General features: G+C 57.9%; 18 protein-coding genes and 2 pseudogenes. 11 read left to right on the forward strand and 9 right to left on the reverse strand.

The window, feature by feature from the left end; all coding sequences use genetic code 11:
• Positions 1 to 38 precede the first annotated feature (38 nt).
• Positions 39 to 1910 (reverse strand): sigma 54-interacting transcriptional regulator, encoded by a 1872-nt coding sequence (locus IB248_RS28505; RefSeq protein ID WP_192242024.1) that lies wholly within the window; start codon positions 1908 to 1910, stop codon positions 39 to 41.
• A 212-nt stretch (positions 1911 to 2122) separates the two neighbouring features.
• Here IB248_RS28505 and IB248_RS28510 point away from each other — a divergent pair, with 212 nt between their 5' ends.
• Together IB248_RS28510 and IB248_RS28515 are read left to right on the forward strand one after the other, a co-directional pair.
• The gene (locus IB248_RS28510; RefSeq protein ID WP_025661419.1) at positions 2123 to 3175 is read left to right on the forward strand and encodes an NAD(P)-dependent alcohol dehydrogenase; all 1053 of its coding nucleotides are present in this window, start codon (positions 2123 to 2125) and stop codon (positions 3173 to 3175) included.
• 93 nt (positions 3176 to 3268) lie between these two features.
• A complete protein-coding gene (locus tag IB248_RS28515) occupies positions 3269 to 3577 on the forward strand; it encodes a ribbon-helix-helix domain-containing protein (RefSeq protein ID WP_246779310.1) in 309 nt (102 codons plus the stop codon).
• A gap of 42 nt (positions 3578 to 3619) precedes the next feature.
• On the opposite strand, the gene IB248_RS28520 is transcribed toward IB248_RS28515, so the two are convergent.
• Genes IB248_RS28520 through IB248_RS28535 form a run of 4 tightly spaced genes read right to left on the reverse strand, consistent with a single transcriptional unit; the run spans position 3620 to position 5718 of the window.
• Positions 3620 to 3808, reverse strand: coding sequence for a hypothetical protein (locus tag IB248_RS28520; RefSeq protein ID WP_192242025.1), 189 nt, complete (start codon positions 3806 to 3808; stop codon positions 3620 to 3622).
• Positions 3809 to 3832: 24 nt separating this feature from the next.
• Complete coding sequence (locus IB248_RS28525) at positions 3833 to 4951, reverse strand: hypothetical protein (protein ID WP_192242026.1); 1119 nt, start codon at positions 4949 to 4951, stop codon at positions 3833 to 3835.
• A gap of 3 nt (positions 4952 to 4954) precedes the next feature.
• Positions 4955 to 5272 carry a hypothetical protein gene (locus IB248_RS28530; protein WP_192242027.1) on the reverse strand — a complete coding sequence of 106 codons (318 nt, stop codon included), beginning with the start codon at positions 5270 to 5272 and terminating at the stop codon, positions 4955 to 4957.
• Positions 5269 to 5718 (reverse strand): hypothetical protein, encoded by a 450-nt coding sequence (locus tag IB248_RS28535; protein WP_192242028.1) that lies wholly within the window; start codon positions 5716 to 5718, stop codon positions 5269 to 5271. Before IB248_RS28535 ends, IB248_RS28530 begins: the two co-directional genes overlap by 4 nt.
• A gap of 467 nt (positions 5719 to 6185) precedes the next feature.
• Here IB248_RS28535 and IB248_RS28540 point away from each other — a divergent pair, with 467 nt between their 5' ends.
• The 8 genes from IB248_RS28540 to katG all read left to right on the forward strand — a co-directional run bounded on the left by IB248_RS28540 (position 6186) and on the right by katG (position 16448).
• Complete coding sequence (locus IB248_RS28540; RefSeq protein WP_025661413.1) at positions 6186 to 7853, forward strand: aromatic/alkene/methane monooxygenase hydroxylase/oxygenase subunit alpha; 1668 nt, start codon at positions 6186 to 6188, stop codon at positions 7851 to 7853.
• A gap of 94 nt (positions 7854 to 7947) precedes the next feature.
• Positions 7948 to 9030: a 2Fe-2S iron-sulfur cluster binding domain-containing protein gene (locus IB248_RS28545; RefSeq protein ID WP_192242029.1), complete on the forward strand. Its 1083-nt coding sequence runs from the start codon at positions 7948 to 7950 to the stop codon at positions 9028 to 9030.
• Between the two features lie 52 nt (positions 9031 to 9082).
• Positions 9083 to 10141 (forward strand): aromatic/alkene monooxygenase hydroxylase subunit beta, encoded by a 1059-nt coding sequence (locus IB248_RS28550; RefSeq protein WP_192242030.1) that lies wholly within the window; start codon positions 9083 to 9085, stop codon positions 10139 to 10141.
• Positions 10142 to 10158: 17 nt separating this feature from the next.
• Positions 10159 to 10527 carry an MmoB/DmpM family protein gene (locus IB248_RS28555; RefSeq protein ID WP_062372216.1) on the forward strand — a complete coding sequence of 123 codons (369 nt, stop codon included), beginning with the start codon at positions 10159 to 10161 and terminating at the stop codon, positions 10525 to 10527.
• A 77-nt stretch (positions 10528 to 10604) separates the two neighbouring features.
• A complete protein-coding gene (locus IB248_RS28560; RefSeq protein WP_192242031.1) occupies positions 10605 to 11627 on the forward strand; it encodes an amidohydrolase family protein in 1023 nt (340 codons plus the stop codon).
• A 4-nt stretch (positions 11628 to 11631) separates the two neighbouring features.
• Positions 11632 to 12441: an iron-sulfur cluster assembly protein gene (locus IB248_RS28565; RefSeq protein ID WP_210333084.1), complete on the forward strand. Its 810-nt coding sequence runs from the start codon at positions 11632 to 11634 to the stop codon at positions 12439 to 12441.
• A gap of 58 nt (positions 12442 to 12499) precedes the next feature.
• A complete protein-coding gene (locus IB248_RS28570) occupies positions 12500 to 14134 on the forward strand; it encodes a molecular chaperone GroEL (protein WP_192242032.1) in 1635 nt (544 codons plus the stop codon).
• A gap of 130 nt (positions 14135 to 14264) precedes the next feature.
• The gene (gene katG / locus IB248_RS28575) at positions 14265 to 16448 is read left to right on the forward strand and encodes a catalase/peroxidase HPI (protein WP_029792697.1); all 2184 of its coding nucleotides are present in this window, start codon (positions 14265 to 14267) and stop codon (positions 16446 to 16448) included.
• Between the two features lie 91 nt (positions 16449 to 16539).
• Here the strand turns inward: katG and IB248_RS32015 are convergent, their stop codons facing one another.
• The 4 genes and pseudogenes from IB248_RS32015 to IB248_RS32250 all read right to left on the reverse strand — a co-directional run bounded on the left by IB248_RS32015 (position 16540) and on the right by IB248_RS32250 (position 19478).
• Positions 16540 to 17703: a sigma-54 dependent transcriptional regulator gene (locus IB248_RS32015; protein WP_246779312.1), complete on the reverse strand. Its 1164-nt coding sequence runs from the start codon at positions 17701 to 17703 to the stop codon at positions 16540 to 16542.
• Positions 17704 to 17940: 237 nt separating this feature from the next.
• Positions 17941 to 18585, reverse strand: a pseudogene (locus IB248_RS32430) (GAF domain-containing protein); the annotation flags it as partial.
• 63 nt (positions 18586 to 18648) lie between these two features.
• Positions 18649 to 19131, reverse strand: a complete 483-nt coding sequence (locus tag IB248_RS28585; RefSeq protein WP_029792699.1) for a hypothetical protein — start codon at positions 19129 to 19131, stop codon at positions 18649 to 18651.
• Between the two features lie 138 nt (positions 19132 to 19269).
• Positions 19270 to 19478 (reverse strand): annotated as a pseudogene (locus IB248_RS32250) (cold-shock protein).
• Between the two features lie 80 nt (positions 19479 to 19558).
• Here IB248_RS32250 and IB248_RS28595 point away from each other — a divergent pair.
• Positions 19559 to 19990: a hypothetical protein gene (locus IB248_RS28595; protein WP_029792695.1), complete on the forward strand. Its 432-nt coding sequence runs from the start codon at positions 19559 to 19561 to the stop codon at positions 19988 to 19990.
• Positions 19991 to 20364 lie beyond the last annotated feature (374 nt).

Raw genomic sequence — 20364 nt, forward strand, 5'->3', positions numbered from 1 at the left:
ATCCCCAAACAATGACGCCTACCGCACCCGTCTCACGTCTATCGGACGTGTTTGTAGACTGTAGTCCGCGACAAACCAAGCTCATGCGCAGTTCGCAAGATATTGCCTCCGGTCCGACGATGGACTGTTCTGATCTCCCTGCAGCGGGCAGAGTTGAGCGGGCTATCCCTGCATTCGTCACAGCAGTCGTTTAAGGTAGCCGAGGCGGCCAGGGGTTCCTGGAAACACTCTTCGTCCACATACTCGCCCCGGTGTCGAACCAGCGCACGCTGCAAAACGGTGCGAAGTTCGCGGATGTTGCCCGGCCATTTGCGACGCTGGAGCGCTGCAATCGCAGCGTCTGTGACTGGTAAACCCGGTGCCAGGTTTTCCATGAGATTGCGTACAATCGTGGCGAAATCGCTGCGCGCCGCGAGTGGCGGTAGATCGACGCTGAACGCATTCAATCTGTAGAAAAGGTCCGCACGAAATAGCCGTTGTTTCACCATCTCCTCGATACTGCGATTGGTGGCAGAGACAATCTGGACATCGACCTTGTCAACCTTGTGCGCACCGACCGGACGGACCTCCATGTTGTCGAGAAAGCGAAGTAGAGATGTCTGCGCGGCAAGTGGTATGTCGGCCACTTCGTCCAAAAATAGCGTTCCTCGATGGGCTGCGCGCGCAAGTCCGGGCGCTCCCTTCATGCGGGAATTGGTGAACGCCCCTTGCTCATGCCCGAATATTTCGGAGATGAAGAGTTCCTCCGGAACGGCCCCGCAGTTGACGGGCACGAACTCACCTTTTCGCTCGCTCAGTTTATGAATATGCCGCGCCATCAACTCCTTGCCCGTTCCCGTCTCCCCGGTGACATGGATGGGCATCCCGAGACTGACCGCATTCGCCAGTTCCGCGAGCAACTTCGAGATGGAGTTGTCCTCGCACACGAAGTCGGGAGCGTCGGCTTTTGATATCAACACGGGGACGAAGGCCCTTTGAGAGCCTCTCAATTCAGCAACGTTGCTCCGTTGGGCAATCTGTCGACAGGCCATGAAGAGCCCGCTGCCTGTCAGATCACGAATTCGGATAACCCCTCCACTCAACAGCCCGTCCAAAGCCCCATGGAAGCCTGCTTCGAAAAGCGAGTCGAAATGGGTCCCGAGCAACGCCGGGAGCCCCGCCAAAAGCGCCTGTCCTGATCGGTTGATAGAAGTGACATCTCCTGAGGGCGATACCGAGATCAATCCTGCGGACAATGTACCCAAGTATTCCGCCCGAGGATGAAACGCAAATACGAAACTGTCCGCGGATTCCTGGAAGACGAGACCGTTCTCGATCTGAGCGGCCGCCATCCTTACAAGGGCGTGCGTGTGCTCCTGTCGTGCATCATGCGCACACGATGCGTCGAGAAGCCCGAGCAACTCGCCACGGCAATTGAAAATCGGCGCAGCCATACAGCTGAGATGCCCGTGGGACGCGAAATAGTGCTCCCGCCCGTAAACGGCAGTCGGCTTTGACGTCAAGGTTGCCAGGCCCAACGCATTCGTTCCCCGCTCGTTTTCGTGCCAACCACTGCCGGGAATGATCGCTCGGCCCGCAGCGCTCTGGGCAAACTCGTGGTCGCTGATCGTATCGAGCACGATGCCGTCCCTGTCAGCGAGAGCGATGATGAAGTTCGATCCGGCGATCTGAGAGTGTAGTAGCCGCATCTCTGCGAGTGCCAACTGACGCAGCGGGGCGGCTGCTTCCCGTCTTCTCTTTACATCGGAGAATGGAAGCACCTTCGCAATAGGGTCGGCGCGAGGATCTAGCCCGGCATCGCGGCACCTCTGCCAGCTATCAGCGACGATCAGCTGGAGCGACCCCGCGGGTACCCGATCTCCCCTTTCCAAGGCACTTCTTGCTCGATCCATTCCTGAAAGATGTGGCATAGCTCCTCCTCATGCATCAACGCATTTGCGTTGGACCTCAAGTGACCAGAAACTGAACAGATGACACGCCGTCTGCGTTCATCCTGCGAACAACCTGCCGCCAACCGAACATCGGTAACCAACTGAAAAAACGACATTCTTTCATCTGGAACGCCGTTTGCTCCTATGTCTGGTGCAATGTTCATCAACACCGCCGACGGAGGAGACATCAAATGAAGGCGCAGGTTCTGAACAAGTACGATGACAATCTGACAGGCGATCAGTGGGTGTCCTTGCAAGAGGTTCCCGACCCGCAGATCAAGAAGTCCACCGATGTGATCGTGCGCATTGGAGGCGCTGGCGTATGCCGAACCGACCTTCACATTATCGAGGGTGTTTGGCGGCCGCACATGGATCCCAATGGAGACAACCTGCTGCCCCTCATCATGGGGCATGAAAATGCAGGCTGGGTGGAAGCGATCGGCAAGGAGGTCGAAGGCATCAAGGTGGGCGATCCGGTGATCGTTCACCCCAAAATATCGGGAGGGACCTGCCTTGCGTGCCGACGCGGATTCGACATGCACGGCCCGGGCAAATTCCCGGGTTTGGACTGCAACGGCGGCTACTCCCAGTACCTGTGCACATCGGAACGCAACATCGTCCCGCTGCCGAAAACACTCGCACCGAAGGACGTTGCCCCGTACTCTGACGCGGGCTTGACTGCATATCGAGCAGTGAAGAAGGCCACTCGCCATCTCCTTCCTGGAGAAAAATGTGTCGTTATCGGCGCAGGCGGGCTCGGTCACATCGGCATTCAATGCCTCAAGGCGATGTGCGCAGCCGACGTAATCGTTGTCGACAAGTCGGACGACTCCCTCGCGCTGGCCGGAAAGATAGGCGCCGACGAGCTCGTGAAAGCGGATGGAAACGAGGTCGAAGCTGTACTCCAGCTGACGCAGGGTCAGGGTGCCGAAGCGGTGATCGATTTTGTCGGTGAGAGAGGGACCACGACCAAGGGTTTGGCCATGACCCGCCCGATGGGTAGTTACTACGTCGTCGGCTACGGCGAGGACATCCGCGTGCCCACCGTCGATATGGTCATCACCGAAAAGAACATCATTGGCAATCTCGTCGGAACCTGGGCCGAACTGGTGGAGCTCATGGCTCTGGCAGATCGCGGACTCGTGAACCTCACCACGGTCGAGTATAAGCTCGCCGATGCGAACAAGGCGCTCAAGGATCTGCACAACGGCAAGATCCATGGGCGGGCCGTTCTCATTCCTTAAACGCGGTCGGCAATTAACCTCATCGAGCGTTCTCTGGCCATTCGTTGGCCGGAGAACGGGATCGAGGCACGCAAGCAACGTGAGGACAATGAAATGATGTGCAGGATTCTCACACGTCGCGAACATGATCGCTTCCTCAAAGTCACCCGCTCAATTCGGATTGCGGGACATTCCACGAGCATCCGGCTCGAAGCTGCCTTCTGGGATACGCTCGATGACATGGCCACAATCGAGGGTGTCCCGAGAGCAAGGTTGATCGAGCAACTGCATTACGAGGCGGTTGAACGCCATGGCGTGGCGACCAGTCTTGCGTCGATGCTTCGGACAGTCTGTCTCCTCTATCAGCAGGAGAAGATCAGAGCTGCCCAGCCAAGGGCCGAGGCAGGTCTGATTCGGAACTGAGGCACCCCAACTTTCGCTAACCTCTGTCCCGTTTGACGGGCGTTATTGCATTGAGGGGGAAGCCTCGCCAGCCGCTCCAGCCTTTCCTTCGGCGATCCAGCGCGCGCCAAGAACCAATGCTCCCATGGCAAAGTCCTTGCCGTAAGCTTTGACCATCTCCTGCGAAAGGAGCGATATCCTTTCGAAGAATTCGTCCTTTGCCTTTTGCTCCTCGGAAAGTGTGTCCTGCATTGGTGTCCTCCCTTTTCTGTTTGATCACTTGAACATCTGAGCTGGGAAGCTGACGATGGCGACGTTGCCAAGCGCATCTCCCAGACCAAGGTGCTGTCCATGACTGGTCCACTGCAGTGACGTCACGGGGCCACCGACTGAACGGACGACGAGCTCATCAGGGGCGCCCACTGAGCAGACTACGACCTGACCATTGCCGTAGCCGGCGGCGACAAGGCGACCTGTCGGCTGAACCGCCACCGCTTCGACTAACGCCATTCCCGTTCGACCTGTTGTGAGAGCACCCCGGGAGTGGTCTTGGAACGGTGGGCTCCTCATCGACCATGCCGCGACACGAAATGCTCCGGAGGCAACGAAAGATTGTTCCAGCGCGCACCAACGCACGTCGGCAACCCGGCCCGGGAAGTCACCAAGAAATACGTGCTGCCCGGCCTCGACGTCCACCAAGAGTAACCCTGCGCCCTCCACGCCTAGCGCGAGCCATCTTCCTTCAGCGTCCCACGTCAACGACAATGGCTCCCCGCCCAGCGGAACCTGTAGGGACGGCTCCAATCCGTTCCGGCAGCGATACAACGCGAGGCAATCACCGGAAGCAGCGGCAATCATCGTACCGTCGCTCGAAAATGCAACGCGCGTTGGATTTCCTCCACCCGGGTGTTCCGCCTCGAACTTCTCGGCGACGTTCCCCTCAGGATGAATGATCAACCTACCGTCGGATGTGAAGGCCAGTGCGCCCGTGGCACGACACAGGTCGAAGGTGGCAAGCCTTGCACCAGACGACAGCACAGTCCCAACGGTCTCGCCCGATCGGCTAACATGGGCGACCCCGCCTTCTCCTGCGACAAGGAAGCCGCCGCCAGTGAAGGCGTAAACGGAATTTGCTCCGTTTATTCGCGTTCTGATCAATGGGGCTGGCTTACCCTGCCGGGGCATGATGGCCGCTCTGCCATCGTCCGTCGAAATACGCGCTTCGGGCGGCTCGTTGTCAGCCATCCTCGCAAAGACGACAGTTCCGTCATCGCAAACGGCCGCCAGCAGACTGTTGTCATCGTTGAAACAGACGCGTCGAACCGCAGAGTGTTGCTTCCAGTTTCGAGCAAGCAGATCGAACAGGGTCAATGGGGGGTTGGACTGCTGGTTCATTTATCATCCTCCCTTGGCTTTCGCGATCAGAAGGTCGATGTCCTTCACTGCCGCTTCCGCCGCTTCAATGGCTGCGTTGGTTTCGATCTGCTCGGACCTGATTGCAGATGCTTGCTCCTCGGATTCTCTCAAAGCCGAAACGAGCGTCTCGTCGGCGGGGTCATCTGCCAAAGCAAGCTCAAGCCGCATGATCTCCATCTCAACCCCCGACTCCTGTTGGATCAGCTTGTGTGCCGTTGCCGTGAGGGACGAAATACGCCCGACCATTTCTAGTCTGCGCCGTAGCGGTTCCTGATTGGACTGGTCTTGAAAGGCCCTCATTGTGCTGTACCTCCTGGTGCTTTCCAGGCTTCGAGAGCAGCGGGAAAGTCAGGCAGCTGCTTTCTGAACTGCTGCTTGGCCATGTCGATATGACTGCGGAGCTGGTCCCATACGTCGACGCGGATCATGGGGTCATTTGTCAGACGCTCAACTTCCTCGACACGCAATTGCTTTGAAAGCGAGACGCCGGAAAACACGAAATCGCGAAGTAGAATGGCATGCCTTTCCGCGAATGCGTGGATCATGGGATGCGTCTCGGGGGTGATCTCAGCAAGTGAAAGTTCTCCCAAGATGAACCGTTGGAAATGACCCTGCAGCAGGTTCTGGCTCTCACCTAGAAAGCGCATAACAAACACCAGATCGCGCGACATTAGCGCGACCAGATCGTCTGCGACATCATTCGCCGCCGTGGGCAGTGATCCGTGATTTTCGCTCTCGTCGGCCATTGATGCCTCGACTGTCACAACGCGACGACCATAGATCAACACCGCGATGAAGTCGACCATTTTATTTATATAAAATAATATGTTACATGATTTTCCTACGACGTTAAATAAAGTTACATTTGTCAATTACACCTGTAATATTCCTTTACACTCCGTTGAGCGACCAAGCCTGGGAACCCCTTAGAAGGCGGGCTTTTTGAGTTTGGCACGGACCTTGCAGCTTCATTTCCCATAACCGCTCAAAGCGATCACAAAAGAACGAAGGAAGTGGGGAACAGCATCGTGTTCCGGTCGAGGAGGCCGGATGTTCCCATAAGACCTTTGCCTCAACCGACTGAACTGCCGACTCTTGGAGCGCGGACGCGCATCCCTTTGTCGTGCCGTTCCAACTCTCGCTCTCGGCGCAGCTCGCGCCGTTTCCTGCCGGGCCTAAGAGCTCGGCGCAAACAAAGTGGAGGCAGAGGACGATGTCGTCTTTGACGCTCAATAAGATTACCTCGCAACGAGGCATTTCTGTCGGCGAGGCAACGAAAAGGATTTCCGACCTCGGTTGGAATCCGACCTACGTTCAGGAAGCGATGACCTTCCCGACCGACTACAAGATCACCAAGGCTCCGCGTGATCCGATGAAGCAGGTTCTCCGGTCCTACTTCCCGATGCAAGAAGAAAAGGACAACCGCGTATACGGGGCGCTCGACGCAGCACTTCGCGGCGACATGTTCCGCAACGTCGAGCCACGCTGGGTCGAGTGGATGAAGCTCTTCCTCGCGATCATTCCCTTCCCGGAAATTTCCGCCGCACGTTCAATGGCCATGGTCGCTCGTATCGCGCCCGGAGAAGATCTCCGTACTGGGTTCACGATGCAGATGGTCGACGAGTTCCGCCATTCGACCATTCAGATGAACCTGAAGAAATGGTACATGGAGAACTACATCGATCCTGCGGGCTTCGACATCACCGAGGAAGCCTTCGGCAAGTGCTACGCCACGACGATCGGCCGCCAATTCGGCGAAGGCTTCATCACTGGTGACGTGATGACTTCAGCCTGCCTCTATCTGACGGTAGTGGCCGAAACGGCTTTCACGAACACGCTCTTCGTTGCAATGCCCTCGGAAGCCGCGCGCAACGGCGACTATGCCCTGCCAACCGTCTTCCTGTCCGTCCAGTCCGACGAAAGTCGACATATTGGCAACGGCCATTCGCTTCTGATGGCAGCGCTCAAGGAGCCGGAGAACCACCTCCTGCTTGAGCGGGACCTGCGCTATGCGTTCTGGCAGAACCACGCGATCGTCGACGCTGCGATCGGAACGTTCATCGAGTACGGCACCACCAACCGCGACAAGAACAAGGAATCTTACGCGGAGATGTGGCACCGCTGGATCTTCGAGGACTACTACCGCACCTACATGCTGCCGCTCGAAAAATACGGCATCAAGGTCCATCACGACGACGTGCACGAAGCCTGGAACCGCATCACCAAGAAGCACTACGTCCACAAGGTCGCCCAGTTCTTTGCCGTCGGCTGGCCAGTAAACTTCTGGCGCATCGAGGCTCAGCGAGAAGCTGACTTCGACTGGTTCGAGAATAAGTACCCGGGCTGGTACGCACAGTTCGGCGAGTTCTGGAAGTGGTACGACAAACTCAGCCGACCGGGCGAGACGATCATCACCTTCAACGAGGATGTCGGCTATGTCTACCCGCATCGCTGCTGGAGCTGCCTCGTCCCCTGCTTGATCCGCGAGGACATTGTGGTGGACGAGATCGACGGCAAGCTTCACACCTTCGCCCACGAGCTCGACCGTTGGACCGCAGTCGAGGCATTCGCTGACGAATACCAGGGGCGCCCGACGCCTGCCATGGGCCGCTTCAGCGGGAAGCGCGAGTGGGAGACGCTCTACCACGGCTGGGATCTGGCCGACGCCGTCAAGGACCTGAACTTCGTTCGCTCCGACGGCAAGACGCTCGTCCCGCAGCCGCATCTGCGCTTTGACGCAAAGGACATGTGGACACTCGACGACATCCGCGGCCACACGCTGCAGTCGCCACTGACACTGTTGCGCGAAATGTCCTCCGCAGATCGCGAAGCACACCTGGCGGACTACCGCGCGGGCTTCACCATCAACCCCTGCCACTAGGCTTTAGTCGCGGGAGGCCGGGCATCCGGCCTCCCCATTTCGGGAAGACGTCGCTGCCTTCGGGGAACCGGCAGAAGTTTGGAGGACTATCGAAATGGCTGACGCTCAGAAAGTGCATGCCATGGCGCATAAGGTGAGGCTGGAGCCTGTCGGCGTCGAATTCGAGGTGGAGGACGGCGAAACAGTTCTCAATGCCGCGTTCCGCCAGGGAATCGCCCTGCCTCACGGGTGCAAGGAAGGACAATGTTCTGCCTGCAAATGTGTCTTGCTCGACGGCGAAGTCGACATGCTCAAGTATTCAACCTTCGCCCTCAATGACATGGAGAAGGATACAGGCCACATATTGCTATGTCGGTCCATCGCCTATTCCGACATGGAAGTGGAGCTTCTCAACTACGACGAGGAAGTATTGTCGAAATCAATCGCCGTGAAGTCCTACAGCGGGCGGATCACGGGCTTCGAGAAGCTCACCCACGATATCAGAGGCATTGAGATCGAACTCGGATCCCCGATGAAGTTCTGGGCGGGGCAATATGTCGACATCACGGTCACCACGGAAAAAGGGGAGACGATTACACGCTCGTTCTCCATGGCAAATTCGCCGAGCGAAACCCAAAAACTCTCTTTCATCATCAAAAAATATCCTGAGGGAAAATTCTCCGGTGAACTCGACTCTGGAGGAATTCGGGTCGGTGCCGAAGTCACCGTTGTCGGACCTTACGGCACCTGCTTCCGACGAGAAGGCCGAGGAGGCCCCCTAGTCCTGGTCGGCGCGGGTTCAGGTATGTCTCCGGTTTGGTCGATCCTCAACGACCACTTGCTGAGCGGCGAGTCGCGCCCTGTCTACTTCTTCTATGGGGCTAGAACGGCCGATGATCTCTTCCACCTCGATCGCATCGCCGAACTCGTTGCCCGCCAACCGGAGGTGACATTCATCCCAGTGCTATCGCATGCGGGTGAAGACAGCGACTGGTCTGGAGAGCGCGGGTTCGTCCACGAGGCGGTCGACTCCAGGCTGAAGGAGCTAGGCATCGACGGCGAGGGTGACGTCTATGCGTGCGGCCCTCCACCGATGATCGATGCGCTGCAGCCGGTTCTGTTCATGAACGGCTTCGAGAGCGAACGCATCTTCTTCGACAAATTCACGACTTCGTCCGGAGGAGCTCCAGGACACTAGGGCTGGACGAAGACCGGACAGCACCATCCATCGAAACAAGGGAGTGAAAACTATGCCTGCAATTTCGAGTTCAGTCGGATCAGGAGCAGCAGGAGCCGCAATATTCGCGGATTCCGACAGCCGCAGATACCGCTACTTCGAACCCAAGGGTCAACGCGCGACCCATTATGAGGATGTCACCGTCGACGTCCAGCCGGATCCGGAGCGATACCTGATCCAGAACTGGATCATTTCCTTCGCGAACGGCAAAGGCGCCTACGTCAAGGACAACACCGTCATCAAGAGCTCCAACTGGCACGCGTTCCGCGCACCTGACCAGGAATGGGAGAGGACGCATTACCAGCGCCAGTCGAAGATCGAGACGATGGTGCAGAGCGTCATCACGAACGCTCGGCGGGCTGGCGCGCCAGCGACTTTCGACAAGGCCTGGATCAAGATCCTGCAGGCTCATCTTGGCGCCTGGAAGCATGTGGAATTCGGCCTGGGCACGTCCCTGATGCAGGCCCAGCGGTACGGCTACACCCAGATGATCAACAATGCGACGCTGACCAACTCGTCGTACAAACTCCGCCTAGCCCAGGACATAACGCTCTACCTTGCCGAAATTGGCATGGACATTCAGGGCTGGGATGACGAGTTCGGCAAGAAGACCTGGCTTGAAGACCCGATCTGGCAGCCGACCCGCCAGGCGGTAGAGACCATCATGGGCACGGAGGACTATCTCGAGCAGTATTTCGCGATCAACCTCGTGTTCGAGCCTCTGGTCGGCGAACTCTTCCGGTCCGGTTTCCTGATGCAGGCCGCGGCAGCCAACCACGACTTCATCACGCCGCCAGTCGTTTCGGCCGCCGAGGCCGACTACGAGCGAAATCTCGCGAACACCATCGACCTTGTCTACCTGCTCGCCAACGACAACATCCATGGCGACGCCAACAGGAAGGTCTTCCAGTCCTGGATTTCGAAGCACGCAGCGCTCGCTGACAAGGCGGCGACGGGGCTGCAGCCAATCTGGTCGATGCCCCACTCCAAGCCGATATCGTTCGCCGACGTCCAGGCCAAGTCACAGGAACGCATCGGTACCATTCTCAGCGAACTCGATCTCAAGCGCTAGGCCAAGGAGGCTCACATATGTCAAGCGTTGCACGCGATACGTCGCACGACAACATCTTCAAGTCGATGAAGGATATCACCTTCGAGCAGACGATCTCCCACCAGTGTGGTGTCACCATGAATGACTCAGTCGAGGCGCGAGCTATCGCCGAGTTCATGAGCAAGAAGCCAGGGGTGATCGTTACCTATCAGCCCGCGATGATCCGGATCGACGGCAACGGGAAGCTGATCTTCAAAATGGACGAGATCAGCGAATACCTCGGGCGCGAGATGACGGCCGAGATCTTCGAGGTGAATACCTCCACCCACTACGGCCGCATGGTTCGCATCGATGACAACGAGGTGATCCTGTTCGGCAACATGGATGAGGTCTTCGACTACATCTGAGGCCGGACAGATTTCGGGGTAGCGCGCCAATCTAGGCGCGCCACCTTGAGCACAAAGATTTTTTGGAGGAGAGCAAAATGTTCGTCACACCCGAAGGCAAAGAGATATTCGTCGTCGATGGCCACACCCACTTTTGGGACGGTAGCCCGGAAAATCAGAGAAACATCCATGGCAAGCAGTTTATCGAATGTTTCTATGGATATCACACGGCACTCAGCCCCAAGGAACTGCTTTGGGAGAAGAGCAAGTTCGAGAAGTACAGCGCCGACAATTTCTATAGTGACCTTTTCATCGACGGGCCGGACGATGTCGCAATCATCCAGTCCACGTACTTGAAGGACTTCTACAAGAACGGCTTCAACACGATCGAGCGCAACATCGAAGTCGCCAAGCGCTATCCCGAACGCTTCATCGTGAACGGATCCTTCGACCCCCGCGACGGTGAGAAGGCACTCGAATATATCCACTTCATGAAGGAAACCTACAACATTCAAGGCGTGAAGATGTACACGGCTGAATGGAACGGTGCCTCCAAGGGCTGGAGACTCAACGATCCCGACGCGTATCGCTGTTTCGAACTCTGCGAGAAGCTGGGTATCAAGAACATCCACGTTCACAAGGGGCCGACCATTATCCCGCTGAACAAGGACTCCTTCGACGTACACGACGTCGACTACGCGGCAACCGACTTCCAGGGGCTGAACTGGATCGTCGAACACTGCGGTCTGCCACGCCTCGACGACTTCTGCTGGATCGCAGTGCAGGAAACGAACGTCTACGGTGGCCTCGCCGTCGCCCTGCCCTTCATCCACTCCCGCCCTCGGTATTTTGCCGAGGTTATTTCGGAGCTGCTGTACTGGGTCGGCCCGGAGAAGATCCTCTTTGGTTCTGACTACGCCATCTGGACGCCACGCTGGCTCGTTGAGAAGTTCTGGGCATTCGAACTACCGGAAGACATCAAGCAGGAGCGTGGCGTCGACCTCACACCGGAGATCAAGGAAAAGATCCTCGGCCTGAACGCAGCACGTCTCTACAATATCGACATCGCCGCCAAGAAGAAGGCACTGGCAGCGACTCCGTTCAGCGTTGCCGCGGAGTAGTACGATGACAGCCTCCCAAATGAGAGAAAGTCGCCAGGGGGAACTCTGGCGACACCTGGCACAGGTTAACGACCCGGAGCTGGACGAACCCGTCACCGAAATGGGTTTCATCGAACGGGCCGAGATCGCATACAACGGTGATGTCGAAGTCGATTTCAGATTGCCGACATACTGGTGCTCTCCGAACTTCGCTTTCCTGATGCTGGAGGACATACGGCTGGCGCTCGAAGCACTGTCCTGGTCGCCGCACTTCAGGATAGCCCTGCACGACCATATGTTCGCCGACGAGGTGAACCAGGGTGTAGCCTCCGGCAAGAGCTTTGCGGAGATATTCGGCTCCCTTGCGGAGAATACTGATCTCGAGCCGCTGCGCGAGAAGTTCCGCCGGAAGGCTTTCCAGCGTCGACAGGAAGCTGTGATCCTGTTTCTTCGTGGAACCGACGCGACCGACAGCGCTATCGTCAACGCAACCTTGGCAAACCTGGACGCGCGGGCATCGAATGCCGGAGACCTGGCAGGGCCAATCCTGCGTTACCGCGAGGCATTGCTGGCGCGCTGGCCTGCGCTTTCACCCCATGATCTCGCAATCACGAACTGGGACGGAGCAGTAATCGAGGAGCAGGATCTCCCCTCTCACCTGGCCAATCTGCGCAGTGTCCGCATCAATATGGAATTCAACGGAGCTATCTGTCGCGGGTTGAAGACAACCCGCTACAAGGAAATGGAAGTTATTGACGGTGAACCGACGCTGGTCGACTTCATCGTCGGGCGCGTGCCCGCTCGATGCGGGCAGCCGCATACGACCAGCAACTAAAGTCAAGAAGACTGAAGTCACCGAAGTGAGGAACCGCCGCGGCGGTAGAGGAGGAACTATGTCTAAGATGATGCTACACAACTCAGCGGCGCGGCGCGCACTGGCCCGCGGTGTCAATCGGCTCGCCGCCGCAGTGGAGCCCACACTTGGCCCACGCGGCATGAACGCTATGATCGACCGACCGATCGGCACGCCAATGGTCACGCGCGACGGTGTCAGCATCGCGTCGGAGATTGAACTCTCCGATCGGTTCGAAAACATGGGCGCGCAGGTGGTTCGCGAAGTCTCCATGCAAACGAACGAGATCGCTGGGGACGGCACTACGACAGCGATCGTGCTGGCCAACGCCCTGGTCCAGGAGGGCATCGCAGCAAACGAGCGCGGTGCCAAGTCCGTCGATCTCTGCAAGGGCATTGATCTTGCCGTCGAGAGGATCGTGGTGGCCCTAAAGGACAAGGCCAAGCCCGCCAAGGCAAACGGCGTCCTTTCGGCGGTGGCAAACATCGCCGCTACCGATCCGAAACTCGGCGCACTCGTGGCCGAGGCGTACGAGCGTGTTGGAACCGAGGGCGTCATCACTACGGATTTCAGCGTTACGACTGAAACAACGCTGGATGTTGTCGAAGGGATGTCGTTCGATCGCGGATATCTCTCCCATCACATGGTTACGGATCAGGAGAAAATGGAGGCTGTCCTTGAGCGCCCTCTCATTTTGATGACGGATCTCAAGATCAAGGATCCTTCATCACTCGATGCCGCGCGTCGCATCGCCAACGAGGCTGGGCGACCCCTTCTGATCCTTGGCGAAGATATGTCTCCAGAGGCCGTCGTCGCATTGTTGGGCCAGGAGAAGCCAGGGAAGTATCTGGTAGTTCACGCGCCCGAATACGGGCATTGGCGTAAAGCTCTTCTGGAGGATCTGGCAATCCTGACGGGCGGTCGCGTGATTGCACGTGATCTTGGCGGCAAGCTTGAGAACGTGACCATCGGCGATCTTGGTTCTGCAGAACGCGTCAGGACCAGTTCGACCCACACTACCGTCGTTCGAGGCGGAGGCAATCCGGCCGCAATCGAAGCCCGCAAAGCGCAGGTCCAGCGCCAGTATGATGTGGCGCCACCGAACATTGAGCAAGACAAGCTGCGCGAACGACTTGCCAAACTCTCCGGCGGCACCGCAGTCATCTACGCCGGCGGTGTCACTCCCGTGGAGCAAAAGCGTACGATACAGCTTATCGAGGATTCGCTGCACGCCGTCCGCGCTGCTGTGGAGGAAGGTGTGGTCGCCGGCGGCGGATCGGCGCTGGCGCAAGCAGCCCCCGTTCTGGACGACCTGTTGGAAAAAACAAAGGGTGATGTCTCGGAAGGCGTGCGTCTCGTCAAATCCGTCCTCACTCGGCCCCTCTCCCGTATCGCGATCAACGCGGGGGCTGATCCGGCAGCGGTTGTCGAAGAGGTAACACGCGTGAACAGCGGTCACGGCTACAATGCATCCACAGGCGACTACCAGAACATGATCGAGGCGGGCATCATCGATCCGGTACGCGTCACGTACACGGCACTTCGGAACGCGGCGTCTGTCGCCAAGCTCATTCTCACGACCGAGACTCTTATCGGCGACCTCGAGGAGGACGAGATCGATCCCACCGCTGGTCCTGCGTTAGGTGGCGGTGCGGAAAGACTGGGACGGGCATAGAGCAACTCAAGTTTGACGGCGTTCGGGCGACCGCTGGCACTTCAGCAGGAAGGTCAGCCCGTGCGCCATTTTTTTCACCTCCCGCTACGAGTGCTGAACAGTAGCCATCTCAAACGACAAGGGAAGAGAAATGGACCACAAACCCGAGACTGCAGGTAAATGTCCGCTCGCGCACGGCAACACGCCCCGGGCTCGATCCAATCGCGATTGGTGGCCGAACCAGTTGGACGTTCAAGTTCTCCACCATCATTCAGGTCTCTCGGACCCCATGGGGGGCGAGTTCAACTACTCCGAGGAATTCAAGAAGCTCGATCTCGCCGCGCTGAAAAAAGACCTGTCCGCGCTGATGACGGATTCGAAGGACTGGTGGCCCGCAGATTTCGGCCACTATGGCGGCCTGTTCATTCGTATGGCGTGGCACAGCGCAGGCACCTATCGTGTTGCGGATGGCCGCGGCGGTGCGGGCATGGGGCAGCAGCGGTTCGCCCCGCTCAACAGTTGGCCAGACAACGTCAATCTCGACAAGGCTCGGCGTCTGCTCTGGCCGATCAAGCAGAAATACGGCAACCAGATCTCCTGGGCCGATCTCCTGATCCTGACAGGCAACGTTGCACTCGAATCCATGGGCTTCAAAACCTTTGGCTTCGCAGGCGGCAGAGCTGACGTATGGGAGCCGGAGGAACTGTACTGGGGTCCTGAGGGCACCTGGCTTGGCGACGAGCGTTATAGTGGGGAACGCGAGCTTGATGAACCGCTCGGCGCGGTCCAGATGGGTCTCATTTACGTCAATCCAGAAGGTCCAAACGGCAATCCGGATCCGCTCGCTTCGGCGCGAGACATTCGCGAGACATTCGCTCGGATGGCGATGAATGACGAGGAAACGGTGGCACTGATCGCTGGTGGCCACACGTTCGGCAAGACCCATGGAGCGGGTGATCCGTCGTTCGTGGGCGTTGATCCCGAAGGGAATGAGCTTGAGGCACAGGGCTTGGGCTGGTCAAGCAAGTTCAAGACCGGGATGGGCAAGGACGCCATCGGAAGCGGTCTCGAGGTCACGTGGACCCAGACACCGACCAAGTGGAGCAACTACTTCTTCGAAAACCTATTCGGGTTCGAATGGGAGCTGAGCACCAGCCCGGGCGGCGCGAAACAGTGGGTGGCAAAGACCACCGACGCCTCCATACCGGACGCGTTCGACTCGGCTAAGAGGCAACTGCCAAGCATGCTCACCAGCGACTTGGCACTGCGGTTTGACCCGATTTATGAAAAGATTTCTCGACGCTTCCTCGAAAATCCGAACGAATTCGCCGACGCATTTGCTCGCGCCTGGTTCAAGCTGACCCATCGCGACATGGGACCAAAGGCGCGCTATCTCGGACCAGAAGTGCCCGCCGAGGACTTGATCTGGCAGGATGTTGTCCCGGCTGTCGACCACGAACTTGTCAACGACGCCGACATCATGGCTCTGAAGGACAAGATCGCTACGACTTCACTGTCTGTCGAAGAACTGGTTGGCACTGCTTGGGCATCTGCGTCGACGTTCCGCGGTTCGGACAAGCGGGGCGGCGCCAATGGAGCGCGCATCCGTCTCGCGCCACAAAAATACTGGCAGGTCAATCAACCCGAGCAACTCTCCAAGGTTCTCGGCGCACTTGAGGCAATCAAGGACGAGTTCAATGCCACTCGATCGGCAAAGAGAATTTCGCTTGCCGACCTCATTGTCCTCGCAGGTGGCGTCGGAATTGAGAAGGCTGCGACGGCTGGCGGTCAAAGCGTCCTCGTCCCGTTCACACCGGGTCGCACGGATGCCTCTCAGGAACAGACAGACGCACATTCCTTCGCGCCGCTGGAGCCGCGGGCCGATGCGTTCCGAAACTACGTCAACGACAACAAGCGTCAATTCATGCAGCCCGAAGAAGCGCTCGTGGACCGAGCTCAACTTCTGACGCTTACCGCACCCGAGATGACAGTACTGATCGGCGGTCTTCGCGTGCTGAAGGTCGGCAATCCCGAGCATGGGGTGTTCACGGAGAGGGCAGGAGCACTGACGAACGACTTCTTCGTCAATCTTCTAAACATGGCCATCGTATGGGCTCCAGTGCCGGGCAAGAAGGGCATCTACCAAGGCACAGACCGCAAAACCGGCGCGGTCAAGTGGACTGGTACTCGCGTAGACCTCATATTTGGCTCACACTCGCAACTTCGTGCCATAGCGGAAGTTTACGGCCAGTCCGATGGCAAGGCGAAGTTTGTGAAGGATTTCGTCGCCGCCTGGACGAAGGTTATGAACGCTGACCGCTTCGATCTCATTTGATCGTTTCGTCAATGTGTCTGGGCGCGAGGAATCTCGCGTCCAGATTCTCCAGAATGGCCTGAGGACGTGAGCAGTCTGAATGTCTCATACGTCAGGCATAGCTGCGCTTGATTCCGAACTGCTCCAACTTTCGGTAAAGCGTTGGCCGCGAAATCCCGAGCCGGGTGGCCACTTTGCTAAGGTTCCCCTGCTCCGCCGCCAGTGCCTTGAGAACCGCCTGGCGCTCAGCCTCCGCGAAGCTCAGGACCGAGTCTTCTCCTGCCACGGAACCGATCAAAGCTGGCACCTCCGCGATTTCGGCTGGGAGATGGCCGAGGCCAATCACTCGATCCCTTGCTAGAAGGTGCAGGTGTTCGACGAGGTTGCGCAACTCGCGGACATTGCCCGGCCAACGATAGGCCTGCAGCGCATCCAGAGCCTCATTGGTAAACTCAAGAGGACAGATGTCCCTTCGCTCCGCCAGCTTCCGATTGAAATGTTCGAGAAGCAGGAGGGAATCATCGCCACGTTCGCGTAACGGCGGCACGTGGATTGTCACCGCACTCACTCTGTAGAACAGGTCCCGACGGAAGCGTCCGGCCGAGACTTCTTCCTTTAGATCGCGATTGGTCGAGGCCACGAGCCTGACGGAGACGGGCCGCGCGCGGCTCTCGCCGAGACGGTGGACGACGCGCTCCTCAAGCACGCGAAGTAGGAACGGTTGTATGTCCAGCGGCATCTCGCCGATTTCGTCGAGGCTTAGAACGCCGCCGCTCGCGAGCTCGAACACACCCGCCTTCCCGTCGCGCGAAGCTCCTGTGAACGCTCCGGGGACATGACCGAATAGCTCGCTACCGAAAAGCTCCTTCGTCACTGCTCCGCAGTTCAGGGCTATGAACGGAGAGTCTGTCTGCTTCCCGCTGCCAGCGTGGATCAGGCGGGCGAACAGCTCCTTTCCGACACCGGTCTCGCCTTCGATTAGCAGTGACGTGACATCGTCCGTTTCCGCAGCACGACAGGCAATGTCTACCGCGGCCCGAATTGCCTCGCTTTGGCCAACGATAATGGAGCTCTCATCGCGTGCTCGTTCAGATGGACGACGACTGATCGATACGGTCCGCCCCCTCGAATTCTTCTGAAATACCAATGCGGCACCGCGGATATCGCCATCGAGCTCTAGGGGGCAGACATTGCAGTCCCGCATCGTTTCCGGAAGACTTGTCGCGAGAGTATCAAGGAAGCCGGAGCCCGTAAGCTCCGGCGACCAACAGCTCATGCTGCTCGGTCGCAACCCATTTCCGAGGCGGCGCCCCTCCGGAAGGGTCACATTGTTATGGAAGATCGCCCTGCCCTGACGATCGACGATCAGCAAGCCGTCACTGGCACGGTAGTTGTTTGCAGACGCAAGGAACGCCTCCAACAACATCATTCGCTCCGCTGTCTGGGAATCTGCAATTGCTCGCTCAATTTCCCGAGCTGCGGCCGTGACCAGCGCGATATTGTGGGGCCGAAAGATATCGGGATGTCCGGACAGGTCCACCACCCCTATCACCTTGCCGTCGAATGGATCCCGTATTGGAGATCCTGCGCAAGTCCACCTTTTGATCCCGGCACAGAAATGCTCGGCGGCGTGAACAAAAACAGGTTCGCCAGTCCAGAGGGCAGTCCCGATCCCGTTTGTCCCAACCACATCCTCGGTCCACTTGCCGCCGATACCGAGATGTATGTCCTTTCCGTCGAAAACAGTTCTTTTGTCACCGATGACATCTATCAGGACGCCGTCCTTGTCAGCCAACACGAGCATTGCCCCCGTGCCATCGAGCATCCGACCAATCGTTGCAAAAGGACGGGCGGCGGCTTCGAGCAATTCCCAACTGCCACGCGACCGCGCCTCAACGACCTCGCGATCAGTTTCGATTGGCGCATGGTCTTGTTGCGCGTTGATTCCGCCATCGGCGCAGCGATGCCAGGAGTCGTGGATCGTCGAACGTATTGGGAGCGTTGAAACCGAGGAGTGTCGGCTTCCCTCAAGCACGCACTCCCAGGCTCGGGTCACAGTTGTCTCATCGTAGTCCGAGCGCAATGCGACTGCGCTCGATCCCGCATCCGGTGAGCGGGGAATAGAAAAATCAGTTACGCCATTCGTGTTTTGAGTCATCTAGGTCTCGCGTCCCAGTAACGATACGATGCGTTGGATAAAACGTAGGCGGGCGCGGACGTGTCACGCTTCAGGAGCGATATCGAGGCGACGGCCGATGTCGGCGGCGAGATCGGCAGCGCCGTAGGCGGCGCCGAGAGTAACTCCGTCCATATCGGCAAGCACTCCTACGATATCGTCGTCAAGCGGAGCCACGTAGCTGTTGTCGGCGGTGGCCAGCTTGAACGCAGTCGCGTTCCCGGTCGCCCGAATGTCCCCGAAGTGCAGGAGTTGCCGTCCCGAATGCAAGTCGACGGCGATTATCCGGTCGTTGGGCGTTACTCTGATGCGGGCTTCTGGTTCGGGCGCCGCAGCCGGGCTTCCACCGATGTGGATTATGAGACCCTCGGCTTGAGGGGTCGCTCGCGGCTTCTTGGAATTCGAGTATCGTCCGTTGCTGAGATGGTCAGCGAGCTTGGTGATCAGGCCTCTGTTTTGTTCGATGACCTGCCTGATTTGAACGTCTTCGGGGCGTGGACCGTCCCGTTTCGAGAATATATCTACCATGACTCCTCCCAAAATCATGACTGCATTTCACACTTAACAAAAATCAATAGCACGTTTTCAGAAATGCTCCATCATGTCCTTTAGCACCTTCTGAAGTCAACGTGGTGGTATGGGAGTGCGGCAGTGTACGACGACGGATCAAACGAATCGAAGGTCTTCGGCGACGGCCTTTCCGTAGCGTCGGTCGCGAGTAACTCATAAGCTATTGTTTGCCCGTCGCTCAGCCCTCGCAGACCGGATCGTTGGACGCTAGAGATGTGTACGTAAACATCCGCTGAACCATCGTCGGGTCCGATAAAGCCATAACCCTTCTCAGTGTTGAACCTCTTGACGGTACCTGTTGCCATATCGAACCCTCGCCTGGTAAGCGGCCCTTGTGAAGCAGTTCCTGAACATTCATGGGCATTCTCCTTTCGCTGGAGAGAACATGCCCGAACTGCTTCGCGCAAAAGAGTCCGGAAAATCCTTCAGTACGACAAGCACCGGATACGATCAACGAACGGCGACCATGCATTGCATTGCTTCGCGGACCGGACGAACATCAATGGTGGGAGAGCATCGATGCGCCGGCAGTAATCAAACGGTCAGAAACTTCGAGTACGCGATTGGTGTCGGAGACTTGGTGGTAGCTGCTCTTATGCATGAAGAACGCGATAATGATCTTTTACCAACCGATACTGCGCTTGTGGCGGAGCTTGAACAGCGCCTTTGCGAATACAAGGATATAGAGGCGCGCCATGGATGCGGCTCACTTCTGAAGCTGCAGATTTCGACCGTAGCCCATCTGGCGAGACTTGGACGCATCTCACAGGACCGGATCGACGCGGCAACTCGCCACGCCGCGAATATCGCTACCTGATTATGGTGCCCGGTTGTGATAAGCGACCATGCTGATGCCATACTCCACCACGAACACGTCGAGGAGCGTTAGAAATCGTGAAGGCCTCCGGGCCGACGTATTAGGCCGATGCCCGCGCGGGATGAACAGGGATCCTTGTGAAGGATTCAACGAGGACAATGCACGTGGGTACTTCACGATTTCTGTAGGATGAAGGATAGCAGTCGCTTCATCGCTCAACGCAAATGCGCAGTCACCGTACTAGTTAGTCGATCGTGAAGAACTCGCTTTCAGGCAGGTTGTTGCGGCATCGGTCGGCTCTGGAACGTGAGGAGGAGTGCGGCGAACAGACACAAAAGTTGCCTGAACCATCGCAGCAGGAGGGAGAAGTTGTA

Origin of the sequence: Rhizobium sp. RHZ01 (assembly GCF_014851595.1) — a bacterium.
Lineage (GTDB): Bacteria > Pseudomonadota > Alphaproteobacteria > Rhizobiales > Rhizobiaceae > Rhizobium > Rhizobium altiplani.